This window comes from Brucella lupini, assembly GCF_002252535.1.
Classification (GTDB): Bacteria; Pseudomonadota; Alphaproteobacteria; order Rhizobiales; family Rhizobiaceae; genus Brucella; species Brucella anthropi.
In genome coordinates this window covers 119,200-144,193 of the sequence record NZ_NNRN01000031.1, presented here as the reverse complement: position 1 = coordinate 144,193, position 24,994 = coordinate 119,200, and the positions used below count along the sequence as shown (strand labels likewise).

Sequence of the window (24,994 nt, the reverse complement as noted above, 5' to 3'; positions counted from 1 at the left end):
TGAATGGCTGGACAACCGAACCTACGCCCGGCTGAACGCCGTGAAGCCGCAGAGATCGCCATTCTTGTCGATATCTCTTCGCACGGTTTTGCGTCATGGCTCTGGTACGGGGCCGTTCTTGACGGGCGAACCGAAACGGCCATGGAACGCGGTCGGCAATATATGCGCGCTGACGGGAGCGAAGGCTGGCAGAGCGCGACCATAGCCGAATGGGCCGACGATATTGCTGGGCTTTCCATCGGCTTCACTGTGGACGAAAGTATCAACGATCTGCCCGAAAAACATCCGGTTACGGATCAGCTGATCGCGATGCAGCGCAAGGTCATTGGCAACCGTTTTATAGATAGTGTTGGCGTTTATCGGGAGTTTCGCGGCAAAGGTATTGGCCGTGCACTCGTCGCCAACGAGATCGACCTGGCGTACCGGAACGGTAATCCGGCAATCAGCCTGATAACCGAAAGCCACAACGATGTGGCGCTTTCCCTTTACGGCGCCCATGGTTTCAAGGAAATTGAGCGGCTCGAAGCGATAGAACGCATTGGGCAGGACAAAAGACACGACTGGGTGCTGCTCACCCGAGAAGTGAACTGAGCAAAGGCAGGACAATATGGCCGACATTTACGACGTTATTGTTATCGGCTCGGGCCCGGGTGGTTATGTTACCGCAATCCGCGCTGCGCAGCTTGGCCTGAAGACGGCTATCGTTGAGCGTGAACATCTGGGTGGCATTTGCCTCAACTGGGGCTGTATTCCGACCAAGGCGCTTTTGCGCTCGGCTGAAATCCTGCATTTTGGCGAACACGCCAAGGATTACGGCCTGAAGCTGGAAGGAACGATCACACCTGATGTGACGGCTGTGGTACAGCGGTCGCGCGGTGTGTCCGCACGTCTTAACGGCGGCGTCGGCTTCCTGATGAAGAAGAACAAGATCGACGTGATCTGGGGCGAGGCAAAGCTTGTAAAGGCTGCTTCGGGCAACAATCCGGTTGAGATTTCGGTCGGCAAGTCGTCAAAGCAGCCGATGCAACCGCAGAACCCTGTTCCGAAGGGCGTTCTGGGGGAGGGCACCTACAAGGCGAAGCACGTTATCGTCGCCACTGGCGCACGTCCGCGTTCTTTGCCGGGCATTGAGCCGGATGGCAAGCTGATCTGGACCTATTTCGAAGCAATGGTTCCGCAGGAACTGCCGAAGTCCATGCTGGTTATGGGGTCGGGTGCGATTGGTATCGAGTTTGCCTCTTTCTACAATGACATGGGCGTTGACGTGACGGTCGTGGAATTGATGCCGCAGATCATGCCGGTTGAAGATGCGGAGATTTCCGCACTCGCGCGCAAACAGCTTGAAAAGCGTGGCCTGAAGATCATTACCGATGCCAAGGTTACCAAGGTCGAGAAGGGTGCAAATAATGTGACCGCCCATATCGAGACCAAGGACGGCAAGACGCAGTCGTTGACCGTGGACCGTATGATCTCGGCAGTTGGCGTTCAGGGTAATATCGAAAATCTTGGCCTTGAAGCACTCGGTGTGAAAACAGACCGTGGATGCGTCGTCATTGATGGATATGGCAAGACCAACGTTGCTGGCATCTATGCTATCGGCGACGTTGCCGGTCCGCCAATGCTAGCACACAAGGCCGAGCATGAAGGCGTTATCTGCATCGAGAAGATTGCAGGCCTTCCGAATGTTCATCCGCTCGAAAAGAACATGATTCCAGGCTGCACCTATTGTAATCCGCAGGTCGCTTCCGTTGGTCTGACCGAAGCAAAGGCCAAGGAAAAGGGCTACGATATCCGCGTTGGTCGCTATTCGTTTGCTGCAAATGGCAAGGCGATTGCGCTCGGTGAAGATCAGGGACTGGTTAAGACCATCTTCGACAAGAAGACGGGACAGCTGCTTGGTGCTCATATGGTCGGTGCGGAAGTGACTGAACTTATCCAGGGTTTCGTGATCGCCATGAACCTTGAAACGACTGAGGAAGAGCTGATGCATTCGGTCTTCCCGCACCCGACCCTTTCCGAGATGATGAAGGAAAGCGTTCTGGATGCGTATGGTCGTGTGCTGAACGCATAATACGGAGGGACGCTCATTCCGCTGATCGAGAACGGAGGGCCATGGCGGCGTGCCGCCTGGCCGATCATTAAGTGGTGTACTGTTGGAGGACTGGTGCTGGGCTTTGCAGCCGGCACCTTGAGTGTTCTTGGCGGCAACACCATATCGGTCAACGGAGTGGCCATAACCGGTTGGTATGGTGTCTGGGTGCTCACATTGGCGCTCGGCACTGCAGGCTTGGTATTTGGCCTGATATGGGCATTAGTTTTCCGGGCTCTTGGACTGGCGGCGCGGCGATGAGTAGCAAATCGCTCAAGTTGACAGGGTTGAGGGCAGGGATTAGGACCGAACCGAATTTGGGAGCATTTCAGGTCCATTCATGAAAATGCTTCGGATAGGCAGGAAAAAGCATGGTTACAGTTCTCGATCTGGTGAACCAAGGCAAGCGTGAGCGGCATCCAGAGAAGGCGCATCGTCCGGACAATGTTGTCCTGAAGAAGCCCGATTGGATTCGTGTCAAGGCTCCTGTCTCACGCGGCTACAGCGAAACGCGCGATATCGTTCGCTCAAACAAGCTGGTCACGGTTTGCGAAGAGGCAGGTTGCCCGAACATCGGCGAGTGCTGGGAAAAGAAGCACGCGACCTTCATGATCATGGGCGAGATCTGCACGCGTGCCTGTGCTTTCTGTAACGTCTCGACCGGTATCCCGACTGCGCTCGATCCGAACGAACCCGAGAATGTTGCCAAGGCCGTCAAGCAGATGGGCTTGACGCATGTGGTTATTACATCGGTGGATCGCGACGATCTTGCCGATGGTGGTGCGCAGCATTTTGCTGAGGTCATTCAGGCCATCCGCGAAGCTACTCCTGCTACCACGATTGAAATCCTGACACCGGATTTCCTGCGCAAGGAAGGCGCTCTCGAAGTCGTGGTGAAAGCCCGTCCCGACGTGTTCAACCACAATCTGGAAACTGTGCCGTCGCGTTATCTGAAGGTTCGTCCTGGCGCTCGTTATTTCCATTCGATCCGTCTGCTGCAGCGCGTCAAGGAACTGGACCCAACCATTTTCACCAAGTCCGGTATCATGGTCGGTCTTGGCGAAGAGCGGAACGAAATCCTTCAGTTGATGGACGATCTGCGTTCGGCTGATGTGGATTTTATGACCATCGGCCAATATCTTCAGCCGACCCGCAAGCATCATCCTGTCATTCGCTTCGTGACACCCGACGAATTCAAGTCGTTCGAGACGATTGGTCGGACGAAGGGCTTCCTGCTGGTTGCATCCAGTCCGCTGACGCGTTCATCGCATCACGCTGGCGATGATTTCGCGAAGCTGAGAGCCGCGCGTGAGGCGCAGATCGCTGCACGGGCCTAAGACAGGAAATGCCGCAGTTTACGACCGTCAGGCGGGTACATCACCGGGCAGAGCAAATGTTCGGTCTCGTTGCGGATGTCGAGAAATATCCGCAGTTTCTGCCAATGTGCGAGGCCTTGTCTGTTCGCTCCCGCAAGGAGCGTGACGGAAAGTCTCTTCTCATTGCCGACATGACCGTTGGTTACAAGCTTATCCGTGAGACATTCACCAGTCAGGTGCTGCTGAAGCCCGAGGAAAACGTCATTGATGTAAAATATCTCGACGGGCCGTTTCGCTATCTCGACAACCGCTGGACCTTCAAGCCGGTGGGAGACGGAAGTGAGTGCGATGTCGAATTTTTCATCGATTATGAGTTCAAGAGCCGTACCCTCGGTCTTCTCATGGGAACGATGTTCGATCTCGCTTTCAAAAAATTTTCCGAAGCGTTTGAGAAGCGGGCCGATCAGATATACGGACTAACCTGAGAAAAGCCCTGGTTTTCCGGGGCTCTCATTTTTTCTTTTCACGCACATCTTATCTGAAAACCGTTTCACACTTTTCAGGATGTGCTTTTACTGCGCCGTATAGCCGCCATCGACCAGTATGGATGCTCCCGTGACGAAGGAAGATTCGTCGCTTGCCAGAAAAAGCACGACGCTGGCTACTTCTTCGGCGCGACCGAGACGACCTATAGGATGCAGGGCTACTAGAGCCTGTTTCTTGTCGTCGGGTATATCCTTGAGAAGCGGCGTATCGATATAGCCGGGACAAACCGCATTCACCCGGATGTTTTGCGCACCGTAATCAATGGCAAGTGTCTGCGTCAGAAGTTTTACGCCGCCCTTTGCAGCCGCATAGGCGGTGACGCCTGATTTCCCGACATGACTGTGAATGGAGCCGCAATTCACGATCACTCCGCCGCCCTGTGAGCGCATCTGGTCAATCGCGTATTTATCGCAAAGATAGACACCGGTAAGGTTGATATCGATGGTTTTCTGCCAGGCAGTTTCATCCAGCTCGTCTATCGGGCCATCTGCGGCGATGCCTGCATTGGCGAACATGATGTCGAGGCGACCATAAGTTTCGACGGTTTTTGCAATCAACGCCTGCACGGCTTTCGTATCGGTTACATCGGTTTTGACGAATATTGCCCGTTCGGTGCCGCTTGCAAGCTCGCTGGCCAGTTGCTGGCCATGCTCCGAATAATCCGCGATAACGACATTCGCTCCCTCGCGAACAAAAGCCCGAACAGTCGCTTCACCGATACCGCTCGCCCCACCTGTAACGATTGCCACCTTACCATCGAAACGCATCGCCATGTTCTCCTTGTCTGATCAAAGACAAGGATAGGGCGCGACAGATAAAAGTATATGCTTCAGACTATCGAAGGTTTTCCAGAACGAGGTCCAGTGCGGCGAGAACCGTTGCGTGGCGAATTTCGGCTCTGGTTTTTGGACCGAAATGGTATTCGCGATGAAGGGGCGGGTGGCCTTTTCGCGCCGATGCGATGTGCACGAGACCGACAGGTTTTTCATCGGAACCGCCGCCTGGCCCCGCAACGCCCGTAACCGCCACCGTTACACCGGCGCGGGAGCGAGAAAGTGCCCCTTCAGCCATGGAAAGCGCCACTTCTTTCGAGACAGCGCCAACGCGATTGATCAATTCCATCGGAACACCGATCATTTCGGCTTTCGCTTCGTTGGAATAAGTAACGAAGCCGCGATCCACGACATCGGACGAACCGGCGATGTCGGTCAGAGATCCAGCTATAAGCCCGCCTGTGCAAGACTCGGCCATCGCGATCATTACACTGGCCTTGCGGCAGGCTTCCAGCACGGCAATAGCTTTGTCTTCTGCGATGAGCGCGCTCATTCGGGAACCTCGCCGGGATAGATGACGGTTGCCGTTGCAATGGCAGCGATACCTTCACGGCGTCCGACGAAGCCAAGTTTTTCGTTGGTTGTGGCTTTAATGGAAACGCGATCGGCGGCAATTCCCAGCATGTCGCAAAGAGCTTCCGTCATTGCTGCACGATGTGGGCCGATCTTCGGTGCTTCGCTGATAAAGGTCACGTCGACATTGGCGATACGACCGCCAGCTTCACGCACGATACTGGCAGCATGTTCGATAAAGATGCGGGAAGCAGCGCCTTTCCATTGTGGGTCGGAAGGCGGGAAATGCGTGCCGATATCACCCGCTCCTCGCGTCGCAAGCAGGGCGTCGGTCAGCGCATGAAGTCCAACATCGGCGTCTGAATGGCCATTGAGTTTCGCTTCGTGGGGAATTTTCACACCGCACAGCGTCACATGATCGCCGGGTTCAAAGGAATGGACGTCATAACCATTGCCAGTACGAATGTCGGGAAACGAGACGTGGTCTTGCCGCAGGCGTTTGTCAGCCATTTCGATATCCTTTGCCCAGGTAAGCTTGGTATTGTCCGCCGATCCTTCGATGATGCGGACAGCGATACTTTGCCATTCGGCAATGGCAGCATCATCCGTGAAATCAGAGCGACTGATCGCGAAGGCCTTTTCATGTGCATCAAGGATTGGCGTATAGGGAAATGCTTGGGGGGTCTGTGCAGCAAAAAGACCAACGCGAGGCACCGTCGTTTTTACTGTTCCGTCTGTGGCTGACTGTTTGAGAGTGTCCGAAACTGCCAGAGCCGGTAGAACGCCTTCATCAGGCGCGAGATTTTCGACGATACGCTTCAGTAAATCCTGACTGACAAACGGTCTCACACCATCATGGATCATGACATATTGCGGTGCATAATCTCGCAATGCGAGGAGACCAAGGCGCGTTGATTCCTGCCGGGTAGCGCCGCCATTCACGACGAGAATGGTGCCGCAGTTTTCCGGGAGGGCGCGTTCGTAAAGCACATGGTCGTCTGGATGAATGACGACAACGATGCTATCAACCAGCGGGCAGTCGATAAAAGCGCGCAAAGTGCGGGCAAGTACGGCTTCGCCACCGATGCGCCGGTATTGTTTCGGCCCTTCGATGCTCTGCCCGGCTCGCTCTCCGCGGCCAGCTGCCACAATGACTGCTGCTATCTTTGAAATGGTTGTCGCCTCTGCCAAAGGTTGCATCTGTTCAAATTTGCCTTTTCAAGCCGAATAATGCCTTGTGCAGATAAATGCCAGACGGCAATTGATTTATCGTGATTTTGCGCGCGCTTTTCCTTGCGTTGAAAATTGAGACTGATTAATGTATGTGCTAATTGCACTATGCACATCAAATAGGCATTTATTGGTGAGTTTTCTCGATCAACCTTTGACCATTGGCGATGTGGCCCTTGCCAATCGCGTTTTCCTCGCGCCGATGTCTGGCGTTTCGGACCTTCCGTTCCGCAGGCGTGCCGCAGAGGCTGGCGCTGGCATGGTCGTGTCTGAAATGGTCGCCAGCGCCGAACTCTGTAACCGTCACAAGGAAAGCCTTCTGCGTCTTTCGGGTGAAGGGCTTGGAACGCATGTCGTGCAGCTCGCGGGACGAGAAGCACACTGGATGGGCGAGGCGGCCAGGATCGCCGAAGGTGAAGGCGCTGATATCATCGATATCAATATGGGGTGTCCGGCCAAGAAAGTGACGGGCGGTTATTCGGGATCTGCGCTGATGCGCGATCTCGATCACGCAATGACCCTCGTCGAGGCCACGGTTAATGCGGTCCGCGTTCCGGTCACACTCAAGATGCGGCTGGGATGGGACGAGAAAAGCGTCAACGCGCCTGAACTTGCAAGGCGCGCTGAAGGAGCCGGTATTGCCATGGTGACTGTCCATGGGCGCACGCGTTGTCAGTTCTATGAAGGTAAAGCGGACTGGAATGCAATTCACGCCGTCCGGGATGCAGTCGGGATTCCTCTGATTGCCAACGGAGACGTGGCGTGTCGACCTGATGCGGAGGAAATTTTACGCCGTTCCGGAGCGGATGCCGTGATGGTTGGGCGTGCCTCTTATGGACAACCATGGCTGGCCGGTGCAATTGCTGGAAGCGATCTTGCCCCACAGTCACGAAGTGAAATTCTTGATTATATTATAAAGCACTACGAAGATATGCTCGAGCATTATGGAAGTACGACGGGCATCCGTCATTCGCGCAAACATCTCGGCTGGTATCTTGATCGTCATGCTGGCGCTGCATGTACGCCAATCGAGAAAGCAGAAGTCATGACCCTGACTGACCGGAAAGCCGTCATCGATGCCTTGCGTCGTATATTCATGCGCGAAGTTCCTGAAACCGCGCTCAAAGAGGTTGCCTGATGCGCGAGAGAACCGAAACGAACGGTATTCCGTCTGTTGTACTCGATGCGATCAGCCAACCGGTTATTATGGTTAGCGCCGAGAATTATATCGCCTATGCCAATCTGGACGCGGAACAGTTCTTTCGTTCCGGCTCGTCCATTCTGGCGCGCAACCGGCTGGAATCCTTTCTGCCCTTCGGCAGCCCGCTTCTGGCACTCGTCGATCAGGTTCGCACCAGTCAGATGCCGGTGAACGAATATCGCGTCGATGTCTCGTCGCCGCGTCTTGGGGCAGAGCGCATCGTTGATGTTTACGTAGCGCCTGTAGCGGAGCTGCCGGGAGCTGTGGTCATCCTCTTCAAGGAAAAGACGATGGCTGAAAAGATAGACCGCCAGATGACGCATCGAGGTGCTGCGCGGTCCGTGACCGGGCTTGCCTCAATGCTGGCCCATGAAATCAAAAACCCTTTATCCGGTATCCGCGGTGCGGCACAATTGCTGGAGCAGGTTGTCAGCGATGAAGATCGAGCGCTTGCGCGCCTCATTACCGACGAAACGGATCGGATTGTTTCACTGGTTGACCGCATGGAAGTTTTCTCGGACGAGCGCCCCATCGAGCGCTCTGCGGTCAACATTCACGCGGTTCTGGATCATGTGAAGGCGATTGCGAAGAACGGGTTCGCACGGAAGATCCGCTTTGTGGAAGATTATGATCCTTCTCTCCCGCCGGTTTTCGCCAATCGTGACCAGCTCGTGCAGATCTTTCTCAATCTCCTGAAGAATGCCTCGGAAGCCATAGGCGATCGTGAGGGCGGCGAGATTGTCCTGTCCACGGCTTATCGTCCAGGCATTCGTCTACAGGTGCCGGGCGCACGGGACAGGGTGGCGCTGCCTCTCGAATTCTGTGTGCATGATAATGGTCCAGGTGTGCCGCAGGATATGCTGCCGCATTTGTTCGATCCGTTCGTGACCACGAAGACCAATGGCTCGGGGCTGGGATTGGCACTCGTTGCGAAGATCATTGGCGATCATGGTGGCATTATCGAATGTGACAGCCATCCTTCGCGAACGACTTTCCGCGTTCTGATGCCCGCATGGAAAAATACTGAACTGGCAGCTGGAAATACTGGAGATAACGCATGATCGCAGGACGTCCGACGGGAACCATATTGGTGGCGGATGACGATGCAGCCATTCGGACCGTGCTGAACCAGGCATTGTCGCGAGCAGGCTACGATGTGCGCGTAACTTCCAATGCTGCCTCGCTCTGGCGATGGGTGGCTGCAGGTGATGGTGATCTGGTCATTACAGACGTCAATATGCCGGACGAGAATGCCTTTGATCTTCTGCCGCGCATCAAGAAGATGCGTCCCGACCTGCCGGTTCTGGTGATGAGCGCGCAGAACACATTCATGACGGCAATTAGGGCATCCGAGGCGGGAGCCTACGAATATCTGCCGAAGCCATTCGATTTGACGGAACTCATTAATATCGTCGGTCGTGCGCTGTCTGAACCAAAACACAAGCCCATTGCCGCTCTATCGGATGAGCAAGCAGATAACATGCCGCTGGTGGGCCGTTCGCCTGCGATGCAGGAAATATACCGGGTGCTGGCGCGCATGATGCAGACGGACTTGACCGTGATGGTTACGGGTGAATCCGGTACGGGCAAGGAACTGGTTGCGAGCGCCCTGCACGAATATGGACGCCGTCGAAAAGGACCGTTTGTTGCGATCAATATGGCGGCAATCCCACGCGACCTGATTGAGTCTGAGTTGTTCGGGCACGAGAAGGGCGCTTTTACCGGCGCACAAAACCGCTCGAGCGGTCGCTTCGAGCAGGCGAATGGTGGAACACTGTTTCTCGACGAAATCGGTGATATGCCGATGGAAGCACAAACCCGACTTTTGCGTGTGCTGCAACAGGGCGAATATATGACAGTCGGCGGACGCACGCCGATCAAGACCGATGTGCGCATCGTTGCAGCAACCAACAAGGATTTGCGGCAGTTGATTGCACAAGGACTTTTCCGCGAAGACCTTTATTATCGGCTGAATGTCGTGCCTCTGCGCTTGCCGCCGCTTCGCGAGCGCAGCGAGGATGTGGCGGATCTCGTGCGCCATTTTTTCAAGCGGGCTGCCGAAGAAGGTCTGCCCGAAAAACGTATCAGCACTGCTGGCCTGGAAATGATGCGCCGGTACCCATGGCCTGGAAATGTGCGTGAGCTGGAAAATCTCGTGCGAAGACTGGCGGCGCTTTATCCGCAAGAGGAAATATCGCCGGAGATCATCGAAACCGAATTGAAGTCTGAGTTGGCCAAGCCGGATATCGTTCCCGCCGGTGGTGGCGATATGGAGAACATTTCCATATCGCAGGCTGTCGAGCAGAATATGCAGCGTTACTTCGCGTCATTCGGTGCCGACCTGCCGCCTCCAGGTCTCTATCATCGGGTTCTGGCGGAACTGGAATATCCCTTGATCCTTGCCTGTCTTACGGCAACACGTGGAAATCAAATCAAGGCGGCAGATCTTCTGGGATTAAATCGGAACACGCTGCGCAAGAAAATTCGTGAGCTAGGGGTCAATATATATCGCGGCAACAAGGGAAACTAAGCGGTAGTTGGGCGCTAATAACGCATTAACTACATTATTTAATAGGCGATTAAGTCTGCTCGACTACTGTTAGTTGCATGAGAGATCAGCAATCCACGCGAAGCAAGAAAACCCGGCGCATTCTCGAACCGGCTGTAAGGAGCGGCATTCTTGCTGCGCCTTTGATATTGATGCTAGCGATCGTCGTCATCTTGTCTGGAGCAGAGCCTAAACTCTCTGCGATGATAGATCAAACCTTCACCGGTTCGATAAGCCCCATCATAAAGTAATGCTCATTAGCCTTGAAGAAGACGCCTGAAGTCCTACTCTTTTAGGATAGCTAAAGGAGATAACCATGCGTCTTGCTGTTACGACTTTGTTTCTCGGTCTGTCTGTTGCTGCGGCCTATGCCGCTCCGCCACCGGAAGGCACCAAACTTTCGGAAATAATCGCGAAAATCGAACAGAATGCGGATACTGCTTTCATTGATGAAGTCGACTGGAATGATCGTGGTTATTACGAGATCGAATATGTCACCAAGGCTGGCGCCAAGGTGGAGGTGAAGGTCGATCCAAAAACCGGAGAAAATGTTCGCTAGTCTCTGACACTTGTGCGAGCGATTATGTTGGAGCGGGTAGCGGGAATCGAACCCGCGCGTTCAGCTTGGGAAGCTGACAGGCTACCATTACATCATACCCGCAAACTGTAATGTATTTCAGTCGATTAGCGACAAATTCGACGAGGCCGCTTTAGAAAGTTTTACAGTTGGTTTTGCCAAACTATGTTCTCTTTCTGGTCTCGTCAAACTGTTTTGTCGACAGGTCGGCCTTGTCACTACATGCGGTCTCATGACCTCACGAAACACTACAGTACCGTGACAAATTTTTCATGAACCATTCCATTGATATCCAAGATTGAGAGGCCATCTGCAGGTAACGCTCCCAACCATGCAGCCAGATTTGCAGGCTGTTGCAGATGACAGGAAGTCCATGGGTAAGACCACAAAGCGCCGAGCACTACTTATCGTAAACCCACATGCCCGAAATGGCAGGGGATACGGCGCGGATATTCGTGCAGCATTGGAACGCGGTGGCCTCCAGCTCATAGAACGAAATCCGCAGGACGATGAAACAATTTCAGATGTGATCCTTCGTGAAAGAGATTGCGATCTGGTTATTGTCGGTGGTGGCGACGGTTCGCTGAACGCTGCGGCCAAAGGATTGATGGAAACCGGATTGCCGCTTGCAATCCTTCCGCTGGGAACCGCAAACGATTTTGCCCGAACCATTGGCATTCCTGCCGATCCAGTTGAGGCAGCGCGTCGCCTTGCATCCTACGAGGTGCAGCCCATCGATCTGGGTGAGGTGAACGGTCACCTTTATTTCAATGTCGCAAGTATCGGTTTCAGTGCTGAATTGGCGCAGCAACTGAGTTCCGCGGCGAAGAAGAAATGGGGGAAGCTCGGTTATGCGATTGTCGCAGCGCGCATCCTCATGCGCTCCGAGCTTTTCACAGTCTATCTGGAACATGACGGCATGACAGAGAAAATCCGTACGTTGCAAGTCTCTGTCGGGAATGGAAAATTCTACGGCGGCGGTATGGCTGTCGAAAAGGATGCGACAGTGGATGACGGTAAGCTGGATTTCTATAGTCTGGAAGTCGATCACTGGTGGAAGCTTTTGCGCCTGCTTCCAAGCTTGCGTCGCGGTACCCATTCCAAATGGGATGATGTACGGGCTTTCCCGACGACCGAAGTTATTGTGCGCACCAAGAAGCCGCGTGCCGTAAACACAGATGGTGAACTGTCAACCTGGACACCTGCCCATTTTCGTCTGCTGCGCAAAGCAATCAATGTTTACATGCCAGATTCAAAATTGAGGCGGTGATGTTGATCACGCAAAAAAAGACCCGCCTTGTTGGAGCGGGCCTAATCCATGACGTTAGGTGACTGGCTCGGAGGTCATAAGAGCCGTATGAATAACGATTGAAGGGTCTGAACGTTCCACATTTAAAAGAAAAAATACCAGATAAGCAGCACGACAACGAGTGGAACCCCCATCAGCCAAAGGATCATTGCTCTCAACATTTTTGTTCTCCTTCCTGTTGAAAATTCAACGTTTCGAATGAGCGATTGTTCCACAAGTCAGGACATTCATGGCGCGTCCGCGTTGAGCCCGTGCCGTTCAATGCGACTCAAAATACGCGGAATTTCAAAAGCTTTAATGATCCGTCAATGAATCGGTGACATCACTAAATTCTAAAAGGCGTGACCAGCGTTTCCGGTTGCGTTGTTGAGTAACGGGCGTGTGGCGTATGGATTCGAAACGAGGGCTGAAACATTCGGTCAACGGCAAGGCAGTGAAGCTGCGCGATAAGCGCGGTTCTGTCGTTCTGTTGTCGTTTATGGCCATTGCTGTTGCCTTGGCGGGTTGTGCATCGGCACCGCAGCCGAAATCGAAGACAAAGCGCTCGAAGGAATATTTCGCCGAATCCAAATATGGCGTGAAAGCCAGCCCACGCGTAGCCTTTTCGAAAGGAAAGCCTCTACCACGTGGTGGCGGGCGCGATCAGACCGGTCAGCCATACAAAGTTAAGGGGCGCTGGTATTATCCCAAAGAAGACAAGAAATACGTCAAGGTCGGCCATGCCTCCTGGTATGGCGAAGCTTTCCATGGTCGTCTGACTGCCAATGGTGAAGTCTATGACATGACGCATCTGACCGCAGCGCATCCAACGATGCCGTTGCCGAGCTATGCCCGCGTGACCAATCTTGCCAATGGCAGTTCGGTGATCGTGCGTGTGAACGACCGTGGTCCATACGAATATGATCGCGTGATCGATCTTTCCCAGAAAGCTGCCGAAATGCTTGATTATCAGCATCACGGTACAGCGAATGTGAAGGTCGAATATGTCGGAAGAGCTCCGTTGAACGGCAATGATGATGCATTTCTGATGGCGTCGTACCGTCCGGCAGGTGGCGATGCGATCGGCCAGCCCGCAACTGGCGTCATGATGGCAATGAACGGGCCGACGCCGACCTCACCGAAGTCACGCGTTCCGATGCCTGTAATGGACGCGGTTCCGGTGTCCACGCCTATACCTGAAAACTCACCGTTTGCAGTCGATCCTGCTTATAGCGATCCGTCGGGTGGAGCAGCTCCAATGTTACCGGCAAATGTACCGGTACCGTCGCAGCGCCCCGGCTCAAGCTTCGGAGTGGCTAATGCTGCCGGTGTCAGCGGTCTCGCGGGCTATGCGTCTGACCGGCTTGCAGCAACGGCCTATGCCAAAGAGCGCGCCTATGGCAGCATCCTGACCAAGGATGCGATCTCAAGCGCCTGGAAGCGTCGTGAAGCCGAGGAACACGGCGAATATGTTGAGATTGGCACATTCAAGACGCTTGAAGAGGCCAAGCAGGTTCAGGCTTCATTGCCAGGCTCAATCAGATTTACGCTCACGAAGATTCCGACCGAAATCAGTGAGTTGTACGAGTTGACAGCCGTGGCCGAGAAGGGTGGAAATGATGCTCTGCTGCGTGCTGCCTGGAAGGCAGGCGCAGAAAATGCGTTTGTGGTGCGTCTCGATTGATCGCTCACGATACGGTGATAAACACTGGCATATTGATTTTGGTCGGATTCGTTGCGTAAGCTCTATCACATTGCTCACGTAACGGGATTTGCATGGGGCTGATTTCAAAAACACTGGTGTTTGCTCGTGCCGTCACTGTCGGCGTTTCGCTGGCTGTTGCCATGCCGGTTACTAGCTTGGCGGCACCTGTCGAAACTGCATTCGTTACAAAAGCTCCGCAGGTCTTGCTCGTCGATGACCGGAGCGGAACTGTGCTTCTTTCCAAGAATGCCAATGTTCCGATTCCTCCTGCGTCTCTTGCCAAGCTGATGACTGCGGAAGTGGTATTTGAAGCGCTCGAACAGGGTGCCACGACACTCGGTACACCATACACAGTCAGCGAAAATGCATGGAGAACCGGAGGTGCACCCTCGGGGACGTCAACGATGTTCGCGCGTATCAAGTCGACGCCGACCGTCGCTGATCTTTTGCAAGGAATGATTGTTCAGTCAGCGAATGACGGAGCTATCGTACTGGCAGAAGGACTGGCAGGCAGCGAGCAGGCTTTCGCAGACCGCATGAATGACCGTGCGAAGGAGCTAGGCTTGACCGGCTCCAAATTCGTAAACTCGACAGGTTTGCCTGCTGAAGGGCAGGTTGTTTCGCTGCAGGATTTGGTCAGATTGGCGCGACATATCCGAACCGCCCATCCTGAATACTATAAGTACTATGCTCAACCGGCCTTCACCTGGAACAACATCATGCAGCGCAACCGCAATCCGTTGTTACGGCTTGATGTCGGGGCTGACGGCATGGGAACAGGCTTTACGGAAGCGTCGGGCTTTGCGCTGGTCGGGTCGGCGGAACAGAACGGTCGCAGGCTTTATCTGGCGATGAGCGGCCTTGCCAGCATCAAGGAGCGTGAAGAAGAAGCAAAGCGTCTCCTGCAATGGGGGATGACGGCATTTGATGATGTGCAGCTTTATCCGGCGGACGAAATCGTGGGTGAGGCGCAAGTTTTCGGTGGTGCGCTCACGCACGTGCCGTTGAAGGTCAAGGATCGCGTCGAGCTGTTGCTGCCCAAGGACGGTCGCGACAAGCTGAAAGCGCGTATTGTCTATAAGGGTCCACTCGATGCACCTGTTGCCGACAACCAGCAGGTCGGCGTTCTTCGGCTGGAGCTTAATGGTAGTATTCTTCGCGATGTTCCTGTTTTTACAGCGCAATCTGTAGAAGAGGGGAGCCTTTCGAAGCGCGCATTGGGTGCGGCAATGGAGCTTTCCACTGGCTGGCTGCGGAAATATCTTTAACCTGTGCTACGCGTATTCCAGGCTCGACCTGATAGCCAAAGGCCGATAATAACTTTCATAGAAGTCCATTCGGACATCGATTCAAACATTTGGAAGTTGGTTTGTCGGGATTGTTCATCACATTCGAAGGCGGCGAAGGAGCGGGCAAATCAACGCAAATTGCGTTGCTGGCCAAGCATTTGCGGGCAAACGGCTTCGATCCGGTCACCACGCGAGAACCGGGTGGTTCTCCTGGTGCGGAAGCAATTCGCCATGTCATATTGAGCGGCAATGCGGAGAACTACGGCGCAGCGATGGAGGCGCTTCTGTTCGCGGCGGCAAGAGCAGACCATGTGGACCAGCTTATCCGCCCGGCGCTGAATGAGGGGCGGGTGGTCCTCTGTGACCGTTTCATCGACTCAAGTCGTGCGTATCAAGGTGTTACCGGCAATCTCGACAGAACCTATATGGCGGCGGTGGAGCGCATTGCGATCGATGGCGCCATGCCTGACATGACGATCATCCTCGATATTCCCGCAGAGAAGGGTTTGTCTCGTGCTGGAAAACGGCGCGGTAGCGAGACGGCGGACCGGTTCGAGAAGGAAGATATTGCGGTGCACGAGGCACGACGGCAAGCCTTTCTCGCAATCGCCGAGGCGGAACCTGAACGCTGCAAGGTGATCGATGCTGATCGCCTGCAAGACCAGATTGCAAGTGATGTCGCAAAAGAGGTTGATAGTGCTTTGAAGGAAAGGGGGTTGTTGTGATTGAGGAACTCGACGTCCCTAAAGCGCACGATTCCATTGAGGGTGTACCAGAGCCTTCTGCGAGTGATTATGTTGCCGGGCACCGGGAGATTAGTGACTTTTTGGCGCAAGCCTATCGCGAGGGGCGTATGCATCATGCGCTGCTCTTTGAAGGTGCGCAGGGGATCGGTAAGGCAACGCTCGCTTTTCACCTGGCAGGGCATATGCTGGCGCATGGCGACAATAGCGAGGCGCCGGAGCATATTGCTGTTCCGGATTTTGCAAGACCGCTCTGGCGACAGATTGCAGGCGGGATGCATCCCGCTGTCCTGCATATTAATCGCCCATTCGATCAGAAGACCGGGAAATTCAAAACGGGTATTCCTGTGGAGGAAATCCGCCGGGTTACACATTTTCTGACCAGAACGGCATCAGACCACGCTTGGCGCATCGTTATTGTCGACCCTGCCGATGATATGAACCGCAATGCCGCCAATGCACTCCTGAAAACCCTGGAAGAGCCTCCTGCACGGGCGCTCTTTATCCTGATTTCCCATTCGGCGGGACGCTTGCTCCCGACAATCCGGTCGCGTTGCCAGAGCATCGGCTTCAAGCCACTCGACGATGCTGGGTTGACGGATGCCTTGACACATGTCGGTCCCGGTGTCGGAATGCAGGCTGATGCTGTTACGCAAACACTGCTCCAGCGATCGGAAGGCAGTGTGCGTAAGGCACTTCTGCTGGTAGCGAATGGCGGTATCGAAATCTCTGACACTGTCGATTCCCTTCTCGAAGGACAAAATTTCGATTTGCCGAAAGCGCAGGCGCTCGGCGGCATATTGAATGGTCGTGAGTCGGAGGTTCAATATGAGCTGTTCCGTGATCATCTGCTTGGGCAGGTTGCAATCGAAGCTCGTCGTCGTGCGGAGGCAGGGCAACTGCGTGATGCAGATCGCTGGTCGCGTTTCTGGAGTGATCTCGTACGCGAGACCGTGGATGCTGAAACCTACAATCTCGACCGCCGGCAAGCTGTGGTAATCCTTTTGGAAAAAACGCATCGCGCTTTTCGTTCCGGTCAGCCTCCGCTTGCGTGACATGGCCGCTGACATGCGTTATGTCACCGCTGATAATTTTCTCCTCGTGTGTCTGCTAATCATTCAGGCGCGCTTTCAAACTTCGAAAGACCGGGTCCATAATGAGCCGCGAAAAATATTACATCACCACCGCGATTGCTTATCCGAACGGAAAGCCGCACATCGGCCACGCGTATGAGTTGATCGCGACCGATGCAATGGCGCGTTTTCAGCGCCTGAATGGCAAGGATGTTTTCTTTCTGACCGGTACGGACGAACACGGCATCAAGATGTTGCAGAGCGCGCGCAAGGAAGGCATTACGCCGCGCGAGCTCGCAGATCGCAATACGGCTGCGTTCCGCCAGATGGCGGATGTGCTGAACAGCTCGAATGACGACTATATTCGCACCTCGGAAGAGCGCCATTACAAGGCGAGTCAGGCTATCTGGAAAGCGATGGTTGACAATGGCGATATCTACAAGGGTGGATATGCCGGCTGGTATTCCGTGCGTGACGAAGCCTATTACGGCGAAGAGGAAACGGAAGTCCGCGAGGATGGTGTGCGCTACGGTCCGCAAGGGACTCCTGTCGAATGGGTTGAGGAAGAAAGCTATTTCTTCCGTCTCTCAGCCTATCAGGACAAATTGCTCGATCTTTACGAGAAGAATCCGGGCTTCATCATGCCTGCGGAACGTCGCAACGAGATCGTGAGCTTCGTAAAGTCGGGTCTGAAGGACCTGTCGATTTCGCGTACGACATTCGACTGGGGCATTCCGGTGCCGGGTGACGAGAAACACGTCATGTATGTCTGGGTCGACGCCCTGACCAATTACATTACTGCTCTTGGCTATCCTGATACTTCGGATGAAAAGTGGGGTTATTGGCCTGCCGATGCGCATATCATCGGCAAGGATATCTCGCGCTTTCACGCTGTCTATTGGCCTGCATTCCTGATGTCTGCTGGTATTCCGCTGCCGAAGCGGGTTTTCGCACATGGCTTCCTGTTCAACCGCGGCGAGAAAATGTCGAAGTCCCTTGGCAATGTGATCGATCCCTTCGGTCTCGTTGAACGTTATGGGCTCGATCAGCTGCGCTATTTCCTGATGCGTGAAGTACCATTCGGTCAGGACGGCAGCTACAGTCATGACGCCATCGTCAACCGCACCAATGCCGATCTGGCCAATGATCTCGGTAATCTGGCGCAGCGTTCGCTGTCGATGATCGCCAAGAATTGCGAAGGTAAGGTTCCGGTTCCGGGTGAATTCTCCGACGCGGATAAAGCCATTCTCGATCAGGCCGATGCGGCGCTGGAAACGGCGCGTAAAGCTATGGACGACCAAGCGCTGCATCTGGCGCTCGGCGCGATCTTCGCCGTCGTTGCGGAAGCCAATCGTTACTTCGCAGGGCAGGAGCCTTGGGCTCTGCGCAAGACCGATCCTGCACGCATGGGCACTGTCCTTTATGTAACAGCTGAAGTCATTCGCCGTGTCGGCATTATGGTGCAGCCGTTCATTCCGCAGTCGGCAGAAAAGCTTCTCGACATACTGGCAATTCCTGCCGACAAGCGTCAGTTCTCTGACGTTACGGCAAGCCAGCTTGTCGGGGGGGCCGATCTGCCAGCCCCGCAGCCGGTATTTCCGCGCTATGTGGAAACAGAAGAACAGAACTGAGTTCGATGATGCTTGTCGACAGTCATTGTCACCTCGACTTTGCCGACTTTGAACCGGAGCGTGATGATATTGTTCAGCGCGCTCTGGATGCCGGAGTTAGGCGCATGGTGACGATTTCCACGAGGGTGAAGAAATTCGATACGATCCGTGCGATCGCGGAAGCCTATGATTCCGTTTATTGCTCGGTCGGCACCCATCCGAACAACGCGCATGAAGAACTCGATATTACGGCTGATGATCTCGTGCGTCTTTCGGAACATCCGAAGGTTGTCGCCATAGGCGAGGCGGGTCTCGATTATCACTACGACTATGCCCCACCGGAAGCGCAGCGCCAAGGTTTCCTCGTACACATCGAGGCGGCGCGTCGGACTCAGTTGCCGTTAGTCATTCATGCCCGCAGTGCGGATGAGGATATGGCCGAGATACTGGAGCGTGAGACGGAGAAGGGCGCTTTTCCGTTTATCCTGCACTGCTTCTCTTCCGGTCGTGCTCTGGCTGAAAAGGGCATCGCGCTCGGCGGTTATGTTTCTTTCTCAGGGATTCTGACTTTCAAGAACTCACCGGAGATCCGCGAAATAGCGACCATCGTTCCGCGTGACCGCCTGCTGGTGGAAACGGATGCGCCGTTCCTTGCTCCGTTGCCGCACCGGGGCAAGCGTAACGAACCGTCTTTCGTGCAGCATACGGCGGCCGTGCTGGCTGAGACAATTGGCGTGAGCAATGACGAAGTCGCGCGTATCACGAGCGACAATGTGTTCAGGCTGTTTTCCAAGATGCCTCGGCCTACACTGGCATTGTAAGGGGGGAAGATTGAGCGTGACTCCCCCCAAAAATTGCCTGCGTTTCACGGTTCTGGGCTGTGGTTCGTCGCCCGGCGTGCCGCGTATCAATGGCGATTGGGGCAGTTGCGATCCCAATAATCCGAGAAACAAACGTCGTCGCGCATCGCTATTGGTTGAGCGATTTGACGATACAGGTAACAGCACAACAGTTGTGATCGATACCGGGCCGGATTTCCGTGCTCAGATGATTGATGCAGGCGCACACAGCCTCGATGCGGCTGTTTATACACATCCGCATGCTGACCATATTCACGGTGTCGACGATCTTCGCACATATGTCGTTGAAAATCGTCGTCTCATGGATGTCTATGCCAATCGATTGACGCGGAACCGGCTCTTCGAGGCATTTGGCTATTGTTTCGAAACACCTGCCGGATCGAGCTACCCGCCGATCCTCAGCATGCACGACATTGCTCCGGAGACGCCGTTTTCCATATCGGGAGCGGGTGGCCCAATCCGCTTCGAGCCGTTTAGTCAGGTGCACGGCGATATTGAATCGCTCGGCTTTCGTATCGGATATGTTGTTTATTGCACCGATGTGAGCGCTTTCCCTGAAACAAGCCTCAAGTATTTGGGCGGGGCCGACGTGCTCGTCATCGATGCATTGCAATACCGCCCACATCCAAGCCATTTCTCGCTTGGCGAAGCGCTGGAATGGATCGAGAAGCTGGCGCCCAAGCGCGCCATTCTCACGCATATGCACGTTCCACTCGATTACGAGACCGTCATGCGTGAGACACCGGGCAATGTCGAACCGGGATATGATGGGCTCCGCTTCGAGGTACCGTTTTAGATTTTAGGCCATGAAGACAAAGCCCGCGATGAGATCATCGCGGGCTTTTCATTTGAAAGCTCTATGATTTAGCCCACCGCGCCCTTGGACGGGAACGGCATCACATTGCTACCCTCGACAGCTTTGGGCGCTTTGTCCTCCAGCATGAGGCCGCCAGCACGAAGAAGGTCGGTAAAGCGACCGCCGCGTGCGGCCAGTTCATCGAAGCTGCCGCTTTCGACCAGGTGGCCCTTGTCCATGAAAAGGACCAGATCGGCGGAGCGGACTGTAGAAAGACGGTGAGCAATGATGAAGGTCGTGCGGTTGTGGCTGAGATCGTCAACCGCCTGCTTCACCTTCTCTTCGGTTTCAACGTCAAGCGCACTGGTGGCTTCATCCAGAACGAGGATCGGCGAATCCTTCAGGATTGCGCGCGCAATCGCAAGGCGCTGACGTTCACCGCCCGAAAGCTGTGAGCCGCGTTCGCCGACAACCGTATCGTAGCCATCGCTCTTGGCCAGAATGAAGTCGTGGGCTGCTGCGGCACGTGCTGCAGCATGCACTTCCTCATGCGTGGCGCTTTCGCGACCGACACGAATATTCTCCTCGACCGATCGATTGAACAGGCCTGCATCCTGAAAGACGGTTGCGATGGCGTGACGCAGCGAACGACGGCTGACGGTACGCGTATCTGTTCCGTCGATCGTGATGCGGCCAGCTGCCGGATCAAAGACGCGCTGCAACAGATTGATGAGCGTCGTCTTGCCTGCACCGGTTGGGCCGACGATGGCCACCGTCTGTCCCGGCTTGATTTCAAACGATACATCATAGACGCCCTGGCCGGAGTTCGGAAACTCGAAGGTTACATTGTCGAAAATGATGTCGCCCTTGACGTCGTTCAGGTCTGAGACGCTCTGGGGCTCCTGACGATCAGCCGTGGCATCTTCCATCTGAAAGAACTCTTCAAGCTTGGCGCGTGCCGTAACGGTCTGGTTGATGAAGGCGCTGATCTGGTCGAGACGACCGATCATCAGCTGTGCAAAGCCGATAAAGGCAATTACATCGCCGACGCGCATCTGGCCCTTGGTAACGAAGTAAGCGCCGAGAACGAGAACCACCACCATTGAGAAGGTCGATGCCATGCGGTTCAGGCCGCTGGCCAGCGCCCACCAATTGAGAACAGGAAACTGTACCTTCTCCAGGTTCTTGGCATAATCACGCAGAGATTGGGTTTCCGACGCGATGCGGTTATAGCTCTGCACAACCGAGACGTTGCTGATCGTATCGCTCACATGTTCGAACAGCTTGTGGTGATGCTTTTCGACAGCGGTCTGACCATCCTTGGTCTTGCGCATGACGAGCTGGCCAATCATCACATAGATGACACCGAGCACAATGAGCACCAGCGACATGCGCATATCCATGCTCATTGCAACCGGAATGAGCGTTGCCAGAGCAACCACGGTCGTCAGATGCTGGCGCATGAATTCGAGCCAGAGCGTGAAAAGCGAGTCTGTTGCGCGGATCAGCGTGTGGAGTGCGTTGGATGTACCGCGCTTCTGGTGCCACGAAAGCGGCATAGTGATGAGACGCTCATAAGAATCGATCATCACGCCCAGACGACGGCGGTGTGCGAGGCGGTCGGCTCCGCGCGCCACGAAGACTGCAGCAACGATGTTGAAGCCGCCAAGCGCAGCCCACATCGCAAGAGGCGAGAAGATGTCGCCCTTATCGGAGATAGCCTGAATGACCCGACCGAACAGAATAGGTTCGGCAAGTGTGACCAGGGCAACCAGCACGCTGGCGACACACATGGTAATCGTTGCAGTCTTTTCGACCGCAAGGTATTCCATGGCTCGCCAGTAGATTTTGAGCAATGACACTTTCGCACTCCCGCTCGTTCTATTTCACGGGACTAAATGGTATAGCCCCTTAGTTCTATCAATATCTGATGACGACAAGAAGTGGCGATTGGGTGTCAAGATCGACCATAAATTAAGAACGTGTGTAACCGAGTGTGAAGATTCAGTAGTCGAAATGGAATTCTTTAGGGATTGGTGGACCAGTTTCGGCTAAAGCAGCCAAATTGCAGTTTTCAGGAATTCCGCCTAGCAATCGTCGGAACTCGCGTCTATTGACAGGACTTAATGACCGGCGCGCGCGTACGCACCGCAATAGCAAGAGTTGATCGGGTTTCTCCATGGCAGGCGTTGAACAGAAGATTGTGGATACAGGCGAGGCGGGCATGCGGCTCGACCGCTGGTTCAAGGTCCATTATCCGGGGCTGGGTTTCGGCCATCTGCAGAAGCTTCTGCGGTCGGGGCAAGTTCGTATCGACGGCTCAAGGGCCAAGGCAGATACGCGTATTCAGGCCGGACAGACTGTTCGTATTCCACCTCTTGGCGTCGATGAAAAGGCCGTCGGCCCGGTCACGGCGCGCACAATCCGCAGTCAGCAGGACGGCGACGTGCTTTCGCAGATGCTTCTTTATGAAGACCCGAAAGTGTATGTTTTCAACAAGCCTGCAGGTCTCGCCGTGCAGGGCGGTTCAGGCGTATCGCGTCATGTTGATGGAATGCTGGAGGCATGGCGCAACAAGAAGGGCGAAAAACCGCGTCTTGTGCATCGTATCGACCGTGACACATCGGGCGTGCTTGTCGTTGCTCGTACGCGGGGCGCAGCGCAGGCGTTGACCACCGCCTTCCGTGAACGCGACACCAAAAAGACCTATTGGGCTTTGGTCAAAGGCGTTCCACGCAAGCGCGAAGACAAAATTTCCACCTGGCTGGTCAGGGAACAGACACCGGATGGCGACAAGATGCGTGTTTGCCAGCATGGTGAGCCGGATTCCGATCACGCTGTCTCATATTATCGCATCATTGAGAAGGCAGGGAACAATCTGACCTGGCTGGAGATGGAGCCTTATACCGGCAGAACCCATCAGTTGCGCGTTCATGCGGCCTATATCGGTCATCCTATCATCGGTGATCCAAAGTATTTTGAAGCTGACCAGAATTGGGAATTCCCGGGCGGTATACAAAAACGTCTGCATCTTCATGCGCGCCGTATTCGTATTCCAAACCCGTCGGGCGGTACTATCGATGTGACCGCGCCACTGCCGCCGCATATGGTTCAGTCGTGGAACCTGCTCGGCTTTGATGAGGAAAGTGCGGAAGATTAAAAATGTCAGGCGAAGCGGGGGGATCGTCCGAGGGACGAGTTTCGTTCGATGGACTGGCCATCATGCTGGTCATGTTCATCATGTTCAGCTGGGGGCTCAATCAGGTTGCCATCAAGATCGGCAATCGAGGGTTCAATCCCATGCTGATGGCAGCGGGGCGTGCTGCGCTCGGTGGCCTGTGCGTTTTTCTCTGGTGTTACTGGCGCCGTATTCCGCTTTTCAAGCGTGATGGCACGCTCTGGGCCGGAATTGCAGCCGGGCTGTTGTTCGGAAGCGAATTTGTCCTGATTTTTCTGGCGATGGAGCTGACGAGCGTGGGGCGCGTCACGCTCATGATGAACGTTATGCCGTTCTGGGTCGCTATTGGCAGTCATTTCCTTCTCGGCGAGCGGATGTCTGTCCGGGCCTTCGTTGGCATGTGTATCGCCTTTCTGGGTGTGTTTCTCGTCTTCTCCGATCATGTCAGCCGACCGGGGCCGCATGCGATCTATGGTGATATGCTGGCCCTGGTGTCAGGTGTGCTGTGGGGGCTTACCACACTGGTTATCAAGCGAACCCGGCTTGCCTATACGGCTCCAGAAAAGACGCTTCTTTATCAGCTGGTGGTCGCGACACTGGTGCCGCTGCCATTCATCGCGTTGAGCGGCCCATTGCTTCGTAGCCCGGATGTCTTGTCCATATCGGCGTTTCTCTTTCAGGCGATATTCGTGGTGGCTTTCACCTATCCGCTCTGGTTCTGGATGGTGCGCCGTTATCCGGCATCGAAACTTTCTAATTTCGCCTTTCTCACGCCCGCTTTCGGCGTGTTATTGAGCGGTCTGATCCTGAATGAGCTTCTGAGCTGGAAAATATTCGCGGCTCTTGCGCTGATTGGTTGCGGACTGATGATTATCAACAAGCCGGCAAAGGTCACCAACGCCCGATGAAACTGGTCCTTTTCGATTGCGACGGTACGCTGGTCGACAGCGGTGACTTCATTCACAGATGCATGGCTACGAGCTTCGCAGATGCCGGTCTGGAACCTCCCGGAATCGAGGAAACGCATTCGATCATCGGCCTGTCGCTGCATCTGGCTATTGCTAAGATTCTGGATCGCGAGCCGGATGAGCAGGTGCATTGGTTGACGCAACGCTACAAGGAAAACTTTGTGATGTTGCGACAGGCGCCCGATTTCACGGAGCCGCTCTACGATGGAATTATGCCGCTTCTGACGGAGCTCGGGGCGAGGGACGATCTTCTGCTTGGCATAGTGACCGGAAAATCCCAGCGCGGCGTCCGCTCTGTTTTCGAACGTCATGGCATCGGGCATCATTTCGTGGTGACGCGTACTGCTGACGATTGCCCGTCGAAACCACACCCGGCCATGGTGCTTGAATCCTGTGCGGAAATGGGGATGGAACCCAGCCAGACAATTGTTATCGGCGATGCTGTTTATGATATGCAGATGGCACGCGCGGCGGCGGCTATGGCGGTGGGCGTCTCCTGGGGGTATCATAACCGACAGGGACTGATTGAATCTGGCGCCCATCACATTCTGGACACGCCATCTGAACTCCATGCATTGCTGCAAGGTATGGACGAACAGGTTCTCTAGTTGTTGAGCCTTCCACCAAGTCA

General features: G+C 54.7%; 24 protein-coding genes and 1 tRNA gene. 20 read left to right on the top strand and 5 right to left on the bottom strand.

Annotation, left to right across the window (positions count from 1 at the left end; genetic code table 11):
• The first annotated feature begins 3 nt into the window (after positions 1-3).
• The 5 genes from CES86_RS04380 (at position 4) to CES86_RS04360 (ending at position 3,890) form a co-directional block, all read left to right on the top strand.
• Positions 4-591, top strand: coding sequence for a GNAT family N-acetyltransferase (locus tag CES86_RS04380; protein WP_010660009.1), 588 nt, complete (start codon positions 4-6; stop codon positions 589-591).
• A gap of 16 nt (positions 592-607) precedes the next feature.
• On the top strand, positions 608-2,071 hold the full coding sequence (gene lpdA / locus CES86_RS04375) for a dihydrolipoyl dehydrogenase (protein WP_036586703.1): 1,464 nt from the start codon (positions 608-610) through the stop codon (positions 2,069-2,071).
• A gap of 93 nt (positions 2,072-2,164) precedes the next feature.
• Positions 2,165-2,350, top strand: coding sequence for a hypothetical protein (locus tag CES86_RS04370; protein WP_036578910.1), 186 nt, complete (start codon positions 2,165-2,167; stop codon positions 2,348-2,350).
• Between the two features lie 110 nt (positions 2,351-2,460).
• A complete protein-coding gene (gene lipA / locus CES86_RS04365) occupies positions 2,461-3,426 on the top strand; it encodes a lipoyl synthase (protein WP_010660012.1) in 966 nt (321 codons plus the stop codon).
• Positions 3,427-3,434: 8 nt separating this feature from the next.
• Positions 3,435-3,890, top strand: coding sequence for a type II toxin-antitoxin system RatA family toxin (locus CES86_RS04360; protein WP_029924707.1), 456 nt, complete (start codon positions 3,435-3,437; stop codon positions 3,888-3,890).
• A gap of 87 nt (positions 3,891-3,977) precedes the next feature.
• On the opposite strand, the gene CES86_RS04355 is transcribed toward CES86_RS04360, so the two are convergent.
• The 3 genes from CES86_RS04355 to CES86_RS04345 all read right to left on the bottom strand — a co-directional run bounded on the left by CES86_RS04355 (position 3,978) and on the right by CES86_RS04345 (position 6,497).
• On the bottom strand, positions 3,978-4,718 hold the full coding sequence (locus CES86_RS04355) for an SDR family NAD(P)-dependent oxidoreductase (protein WP_029924709.1): 741 nt from the start codon (positions 4,716-4,718) through the stop codon (positions 3,978-3,980).
• Between the two features lie 67 nt (positions 4,719-4,785).
• On the bottom strand, positions 4,786-5,277 hold the full coding sequence (locus CES86_RS04350; RefSeq protein ID WP_029924711.1) for a CinA family protein: 492 nt from the start codon (positions 5,275-5,277) through the stop codon (positions 4,786-4,788).
• Positions 5,274-6,497, bottom strand: a complete 1,224-nt coding sequence (locus tag CES86_RS04345) for a bifunctional 2-C-methyl-D-erythritol 4-phosphate cytidylyltransferase/2-C-methyl-D-erythritol 2,4-cyclodiphosphate synthase (protein WP_036586704.1) — start codon at positions 6,495-6,497, stop codon at positions 5,274-5,276. The genes CES86_RS04350 and CES86_RS04345 overlap by 4 nt, the downstream gene beginning before the upstream one ends.
• 163 nt (positions 6,498-6,660) lie before the next feature.
• Here CES86_RS04345 and dusB point away from each other — a divergent pair, with 163 nt between their 5' ends.
• The 4 genes from dusB (at position 6,661) to CES86_RS04320 (ending at position 10,835) form a co-directional block, all read left to right on the top strand.
• A complete protein-coding gene (dusB, locus tag CES86_RS04340; protein ID WP_181834056.1) occupies positions 6,661-7,665 on the top strand; it encodes a tRNA dihydrouridine synthase DusB in 1,005 nt (334 codons plus the stop codon).
• Complete coding sequence (locus tag CES86_RS04335; protein ID WP_010660018.1) at positions 7,665-8,789, top strand: two-component system sensor histidine kinase NtrB; 1,125 nt, start codon at positions 7,665-7,667, stop codon at positions 8,787-8,789. Before dusB ends, CES86_RS04335 begins: the two co-directional genes overlap by 1 nt.
• Positions 8,786-10,258 (top strand): nitrogen regulation protein NR(I), encoded by a 1,473-nt coding sequence (gene ntrC / locus CES86_RS04330; RefSeq protein WP_029924717.1) that lies wholly within the window; start codon positions 8,786-8,788, stop codon positions 10,256-10,258. Before CES86_RS04335 ends, ntrC begins: the two co-directional genes overlap by 4 nt.
• 334 nt (positions 10,259-10,592) lie before the next feature.
• Positions 10,593-10,835 (top strand): PepSY domain-containing protein, encoded by a 243-nt coding sequence (locus CES86_RS04320; RefSeq protein ID WP_029924719.1) that lies wholly within the window; start codon positions 10,593-10,595, stop codon positions 10,833-10,835.
• A 28-nt stretch (positions 10,836-10,863) separates the two neighbouring features.
• Here the strand turns inward: CES86_RS04320 and CES86_RS04315 are convergent.
• Positions 10,864-10,937 (bottom strand) — tRNA-Gly (locus CES86_RS04315).
• A gap of 289 nt (positions 10,938-11,226) precedes the next feature.
• On the opposite strand from CES86_RS04315, the gene CES86_RS04310 reads away from it, so the two are divergent.
• The 8 genes from CES86_RS04310 (at position 11,227) to CES86_RS04275 (ending at position 20,217) form a co-directional block, all read left to right on the top strand.
• The gene (locus tag CES86_RS04310; protein WP_029924721.1) at positions 11,227-12,123 is read left to right on the top strand and encodes a lipid kinase; all 897 of its coding nucleotides are present in this window, start codon (positions 11,227-11,229) and stop codon (positions 12,121-12,123) included.
• Between the two features lie 427 nt (positions 12,124-12,550).
• Positions 12,551-13,825, top strand: coding sequence for a septal ring lytic transglycosylase RlpA family protein (locus CES86_RS04305; protein WP_029924724.1), 1,275 nt, complete (start codon positions 12,551-12,553; stop codon positions 13,823-13,825).
• A gap of 92 nt (positions 13,826-13,917) precedes the next feature.
• The gene (locus CES86_RS04300) at positions 13,918-15,114 is read left to right on the top strand and encodes a D-alanyl-D-alanine carboxypeptidase family protein (RefSeq protein ID WP_029924726.1); all 1,197 of its coding nucleotides are present in this window, start codon (positions 13,918-13,920) and stop codon (positions 15,112-15,114) included.
• A 101-nt stretch (positions 15,115-15,215) separates the two neighbouring features.
• Positions 15,216-15,860 (top strand): dTMP kinase, encoded by a 645-nt coding sequence (gene tmk / locus CES86_RS04295; protein WP_029924729.1) that lies wholly within the window; start codon positions 15,216-15,218, stop codon positions 15,858-15,860.
• On the top strand, positions 15,857-16,933 hold the full coding sequence (locus CES86_RS04290; protein WP_029924731.1) for a DNA polymerase III subunit delta': 1,077 nt from the start codon (positions 15,857-15,859) through the stop codon (positions 16,931-16,933). The genes tmk and CES86_RS04290 overlap by 4 nt, the downstream gene beginning before the upstream one ends.
• Before the next feature lie 101 nt (positions 16,934-17,034).
• Positions 17,035-18,582 (top strand): methionine--tRNA ligase, encoded by a 1,548-nt coding sequence (metG, locus tag CES86_RS04285; protein WP_010660026.1) that lies wholly within the window; start codon positions 17,035-17,037, stop codon positions 18,580-18,582.
• Between the two features lie 8 nt (positions 18,583-18,590).
• Positions 18,591-19,382 (top strand): TatD family hydrolase, encoded by a 792-nt coding sequence (locus CES86_RS04280; protein ID WP_010660027.1) that lies wholly within the window; start codon positions 18,591-18,593, stop codon positions 19,380-19,382.
• A gap of 16 nt (positions 19,383-19,398) precedes the next feature.
• Complete coding sequence (locus CES86_RS04275; protein WP_029924733.1) at positions 19,399-20,217, top strand: MBL fold metallo-hydrolase; 819 nt, start codon at positions 19,399-19,401, stop codon at positions 20,215-20,217.
• 68 nt (positions 20,218-20,285) lie between these two features.
• Here the strand turns inward: CES86_RS04275 and CES86_RS04270 are convergent, their stop codons facing one another.
• A complete protein-coding gene (locus CES86_RS04270; protein WP_010660029.1) occupies positions 20,286-22,079 on the bottom strand; it encodes a glucan ABC transporter ATP-binding protein/ permease in 1,794 nt (597 codons plus the stop codon).
• 317 nt (positions 22,080-22,396) lie between these two features.
• Here CES86_RS04270 and CES86_RS04265 point away from each other — a divergent pair, with 317 nt between their 5' ends.
• Genes CES86_RS04265 through CES86_RS04255 form a run of 3 tightly spaced genes read left to right on the top strand, consistent with a single transcriptional unit; the run spans position 22,397 to position 24,971 of the window.
• Positions 22,397-23,377: an RluA family pseudouridine synthase gene (locus CES86_RS04265; protein ID WP_010660030.1), complete on the top strand. Its 981-nt coding sequence runs from the start codon at positions 22,397-22,399 to the stop codon at positions 23,375-23,377.
• A gap of 2 nt (positions 23,378-23,379) precedes the next feature.
• Positions 23,380-24,303, top strand: a complete 924-nt coding sequence (locus CES86_RS04260) for a DMT family transporter (RefSeq protein WP_029924736.1) — start codon at positions 23,380-23,382, stop codon at positions 24,301-24,303.
• Positions 24,300-24,971: an HAD-IA family hydrolase gene (locus tag CES86_RS04255; RefSeq protein ID WP_029924738.1), complete on the top strand. Its 672-nt coding sequence runs from the start codon at positions 24,300-24,302 to the stop codon at positions 24,969-24,971. The genes CES86_RS04260 and CES86_RS04255 overlap by 4 nt, the downstream gene beginning before the upstream one ends.
• Positions 24,972-24,994 lie beyond the last annotated feature (23 nt).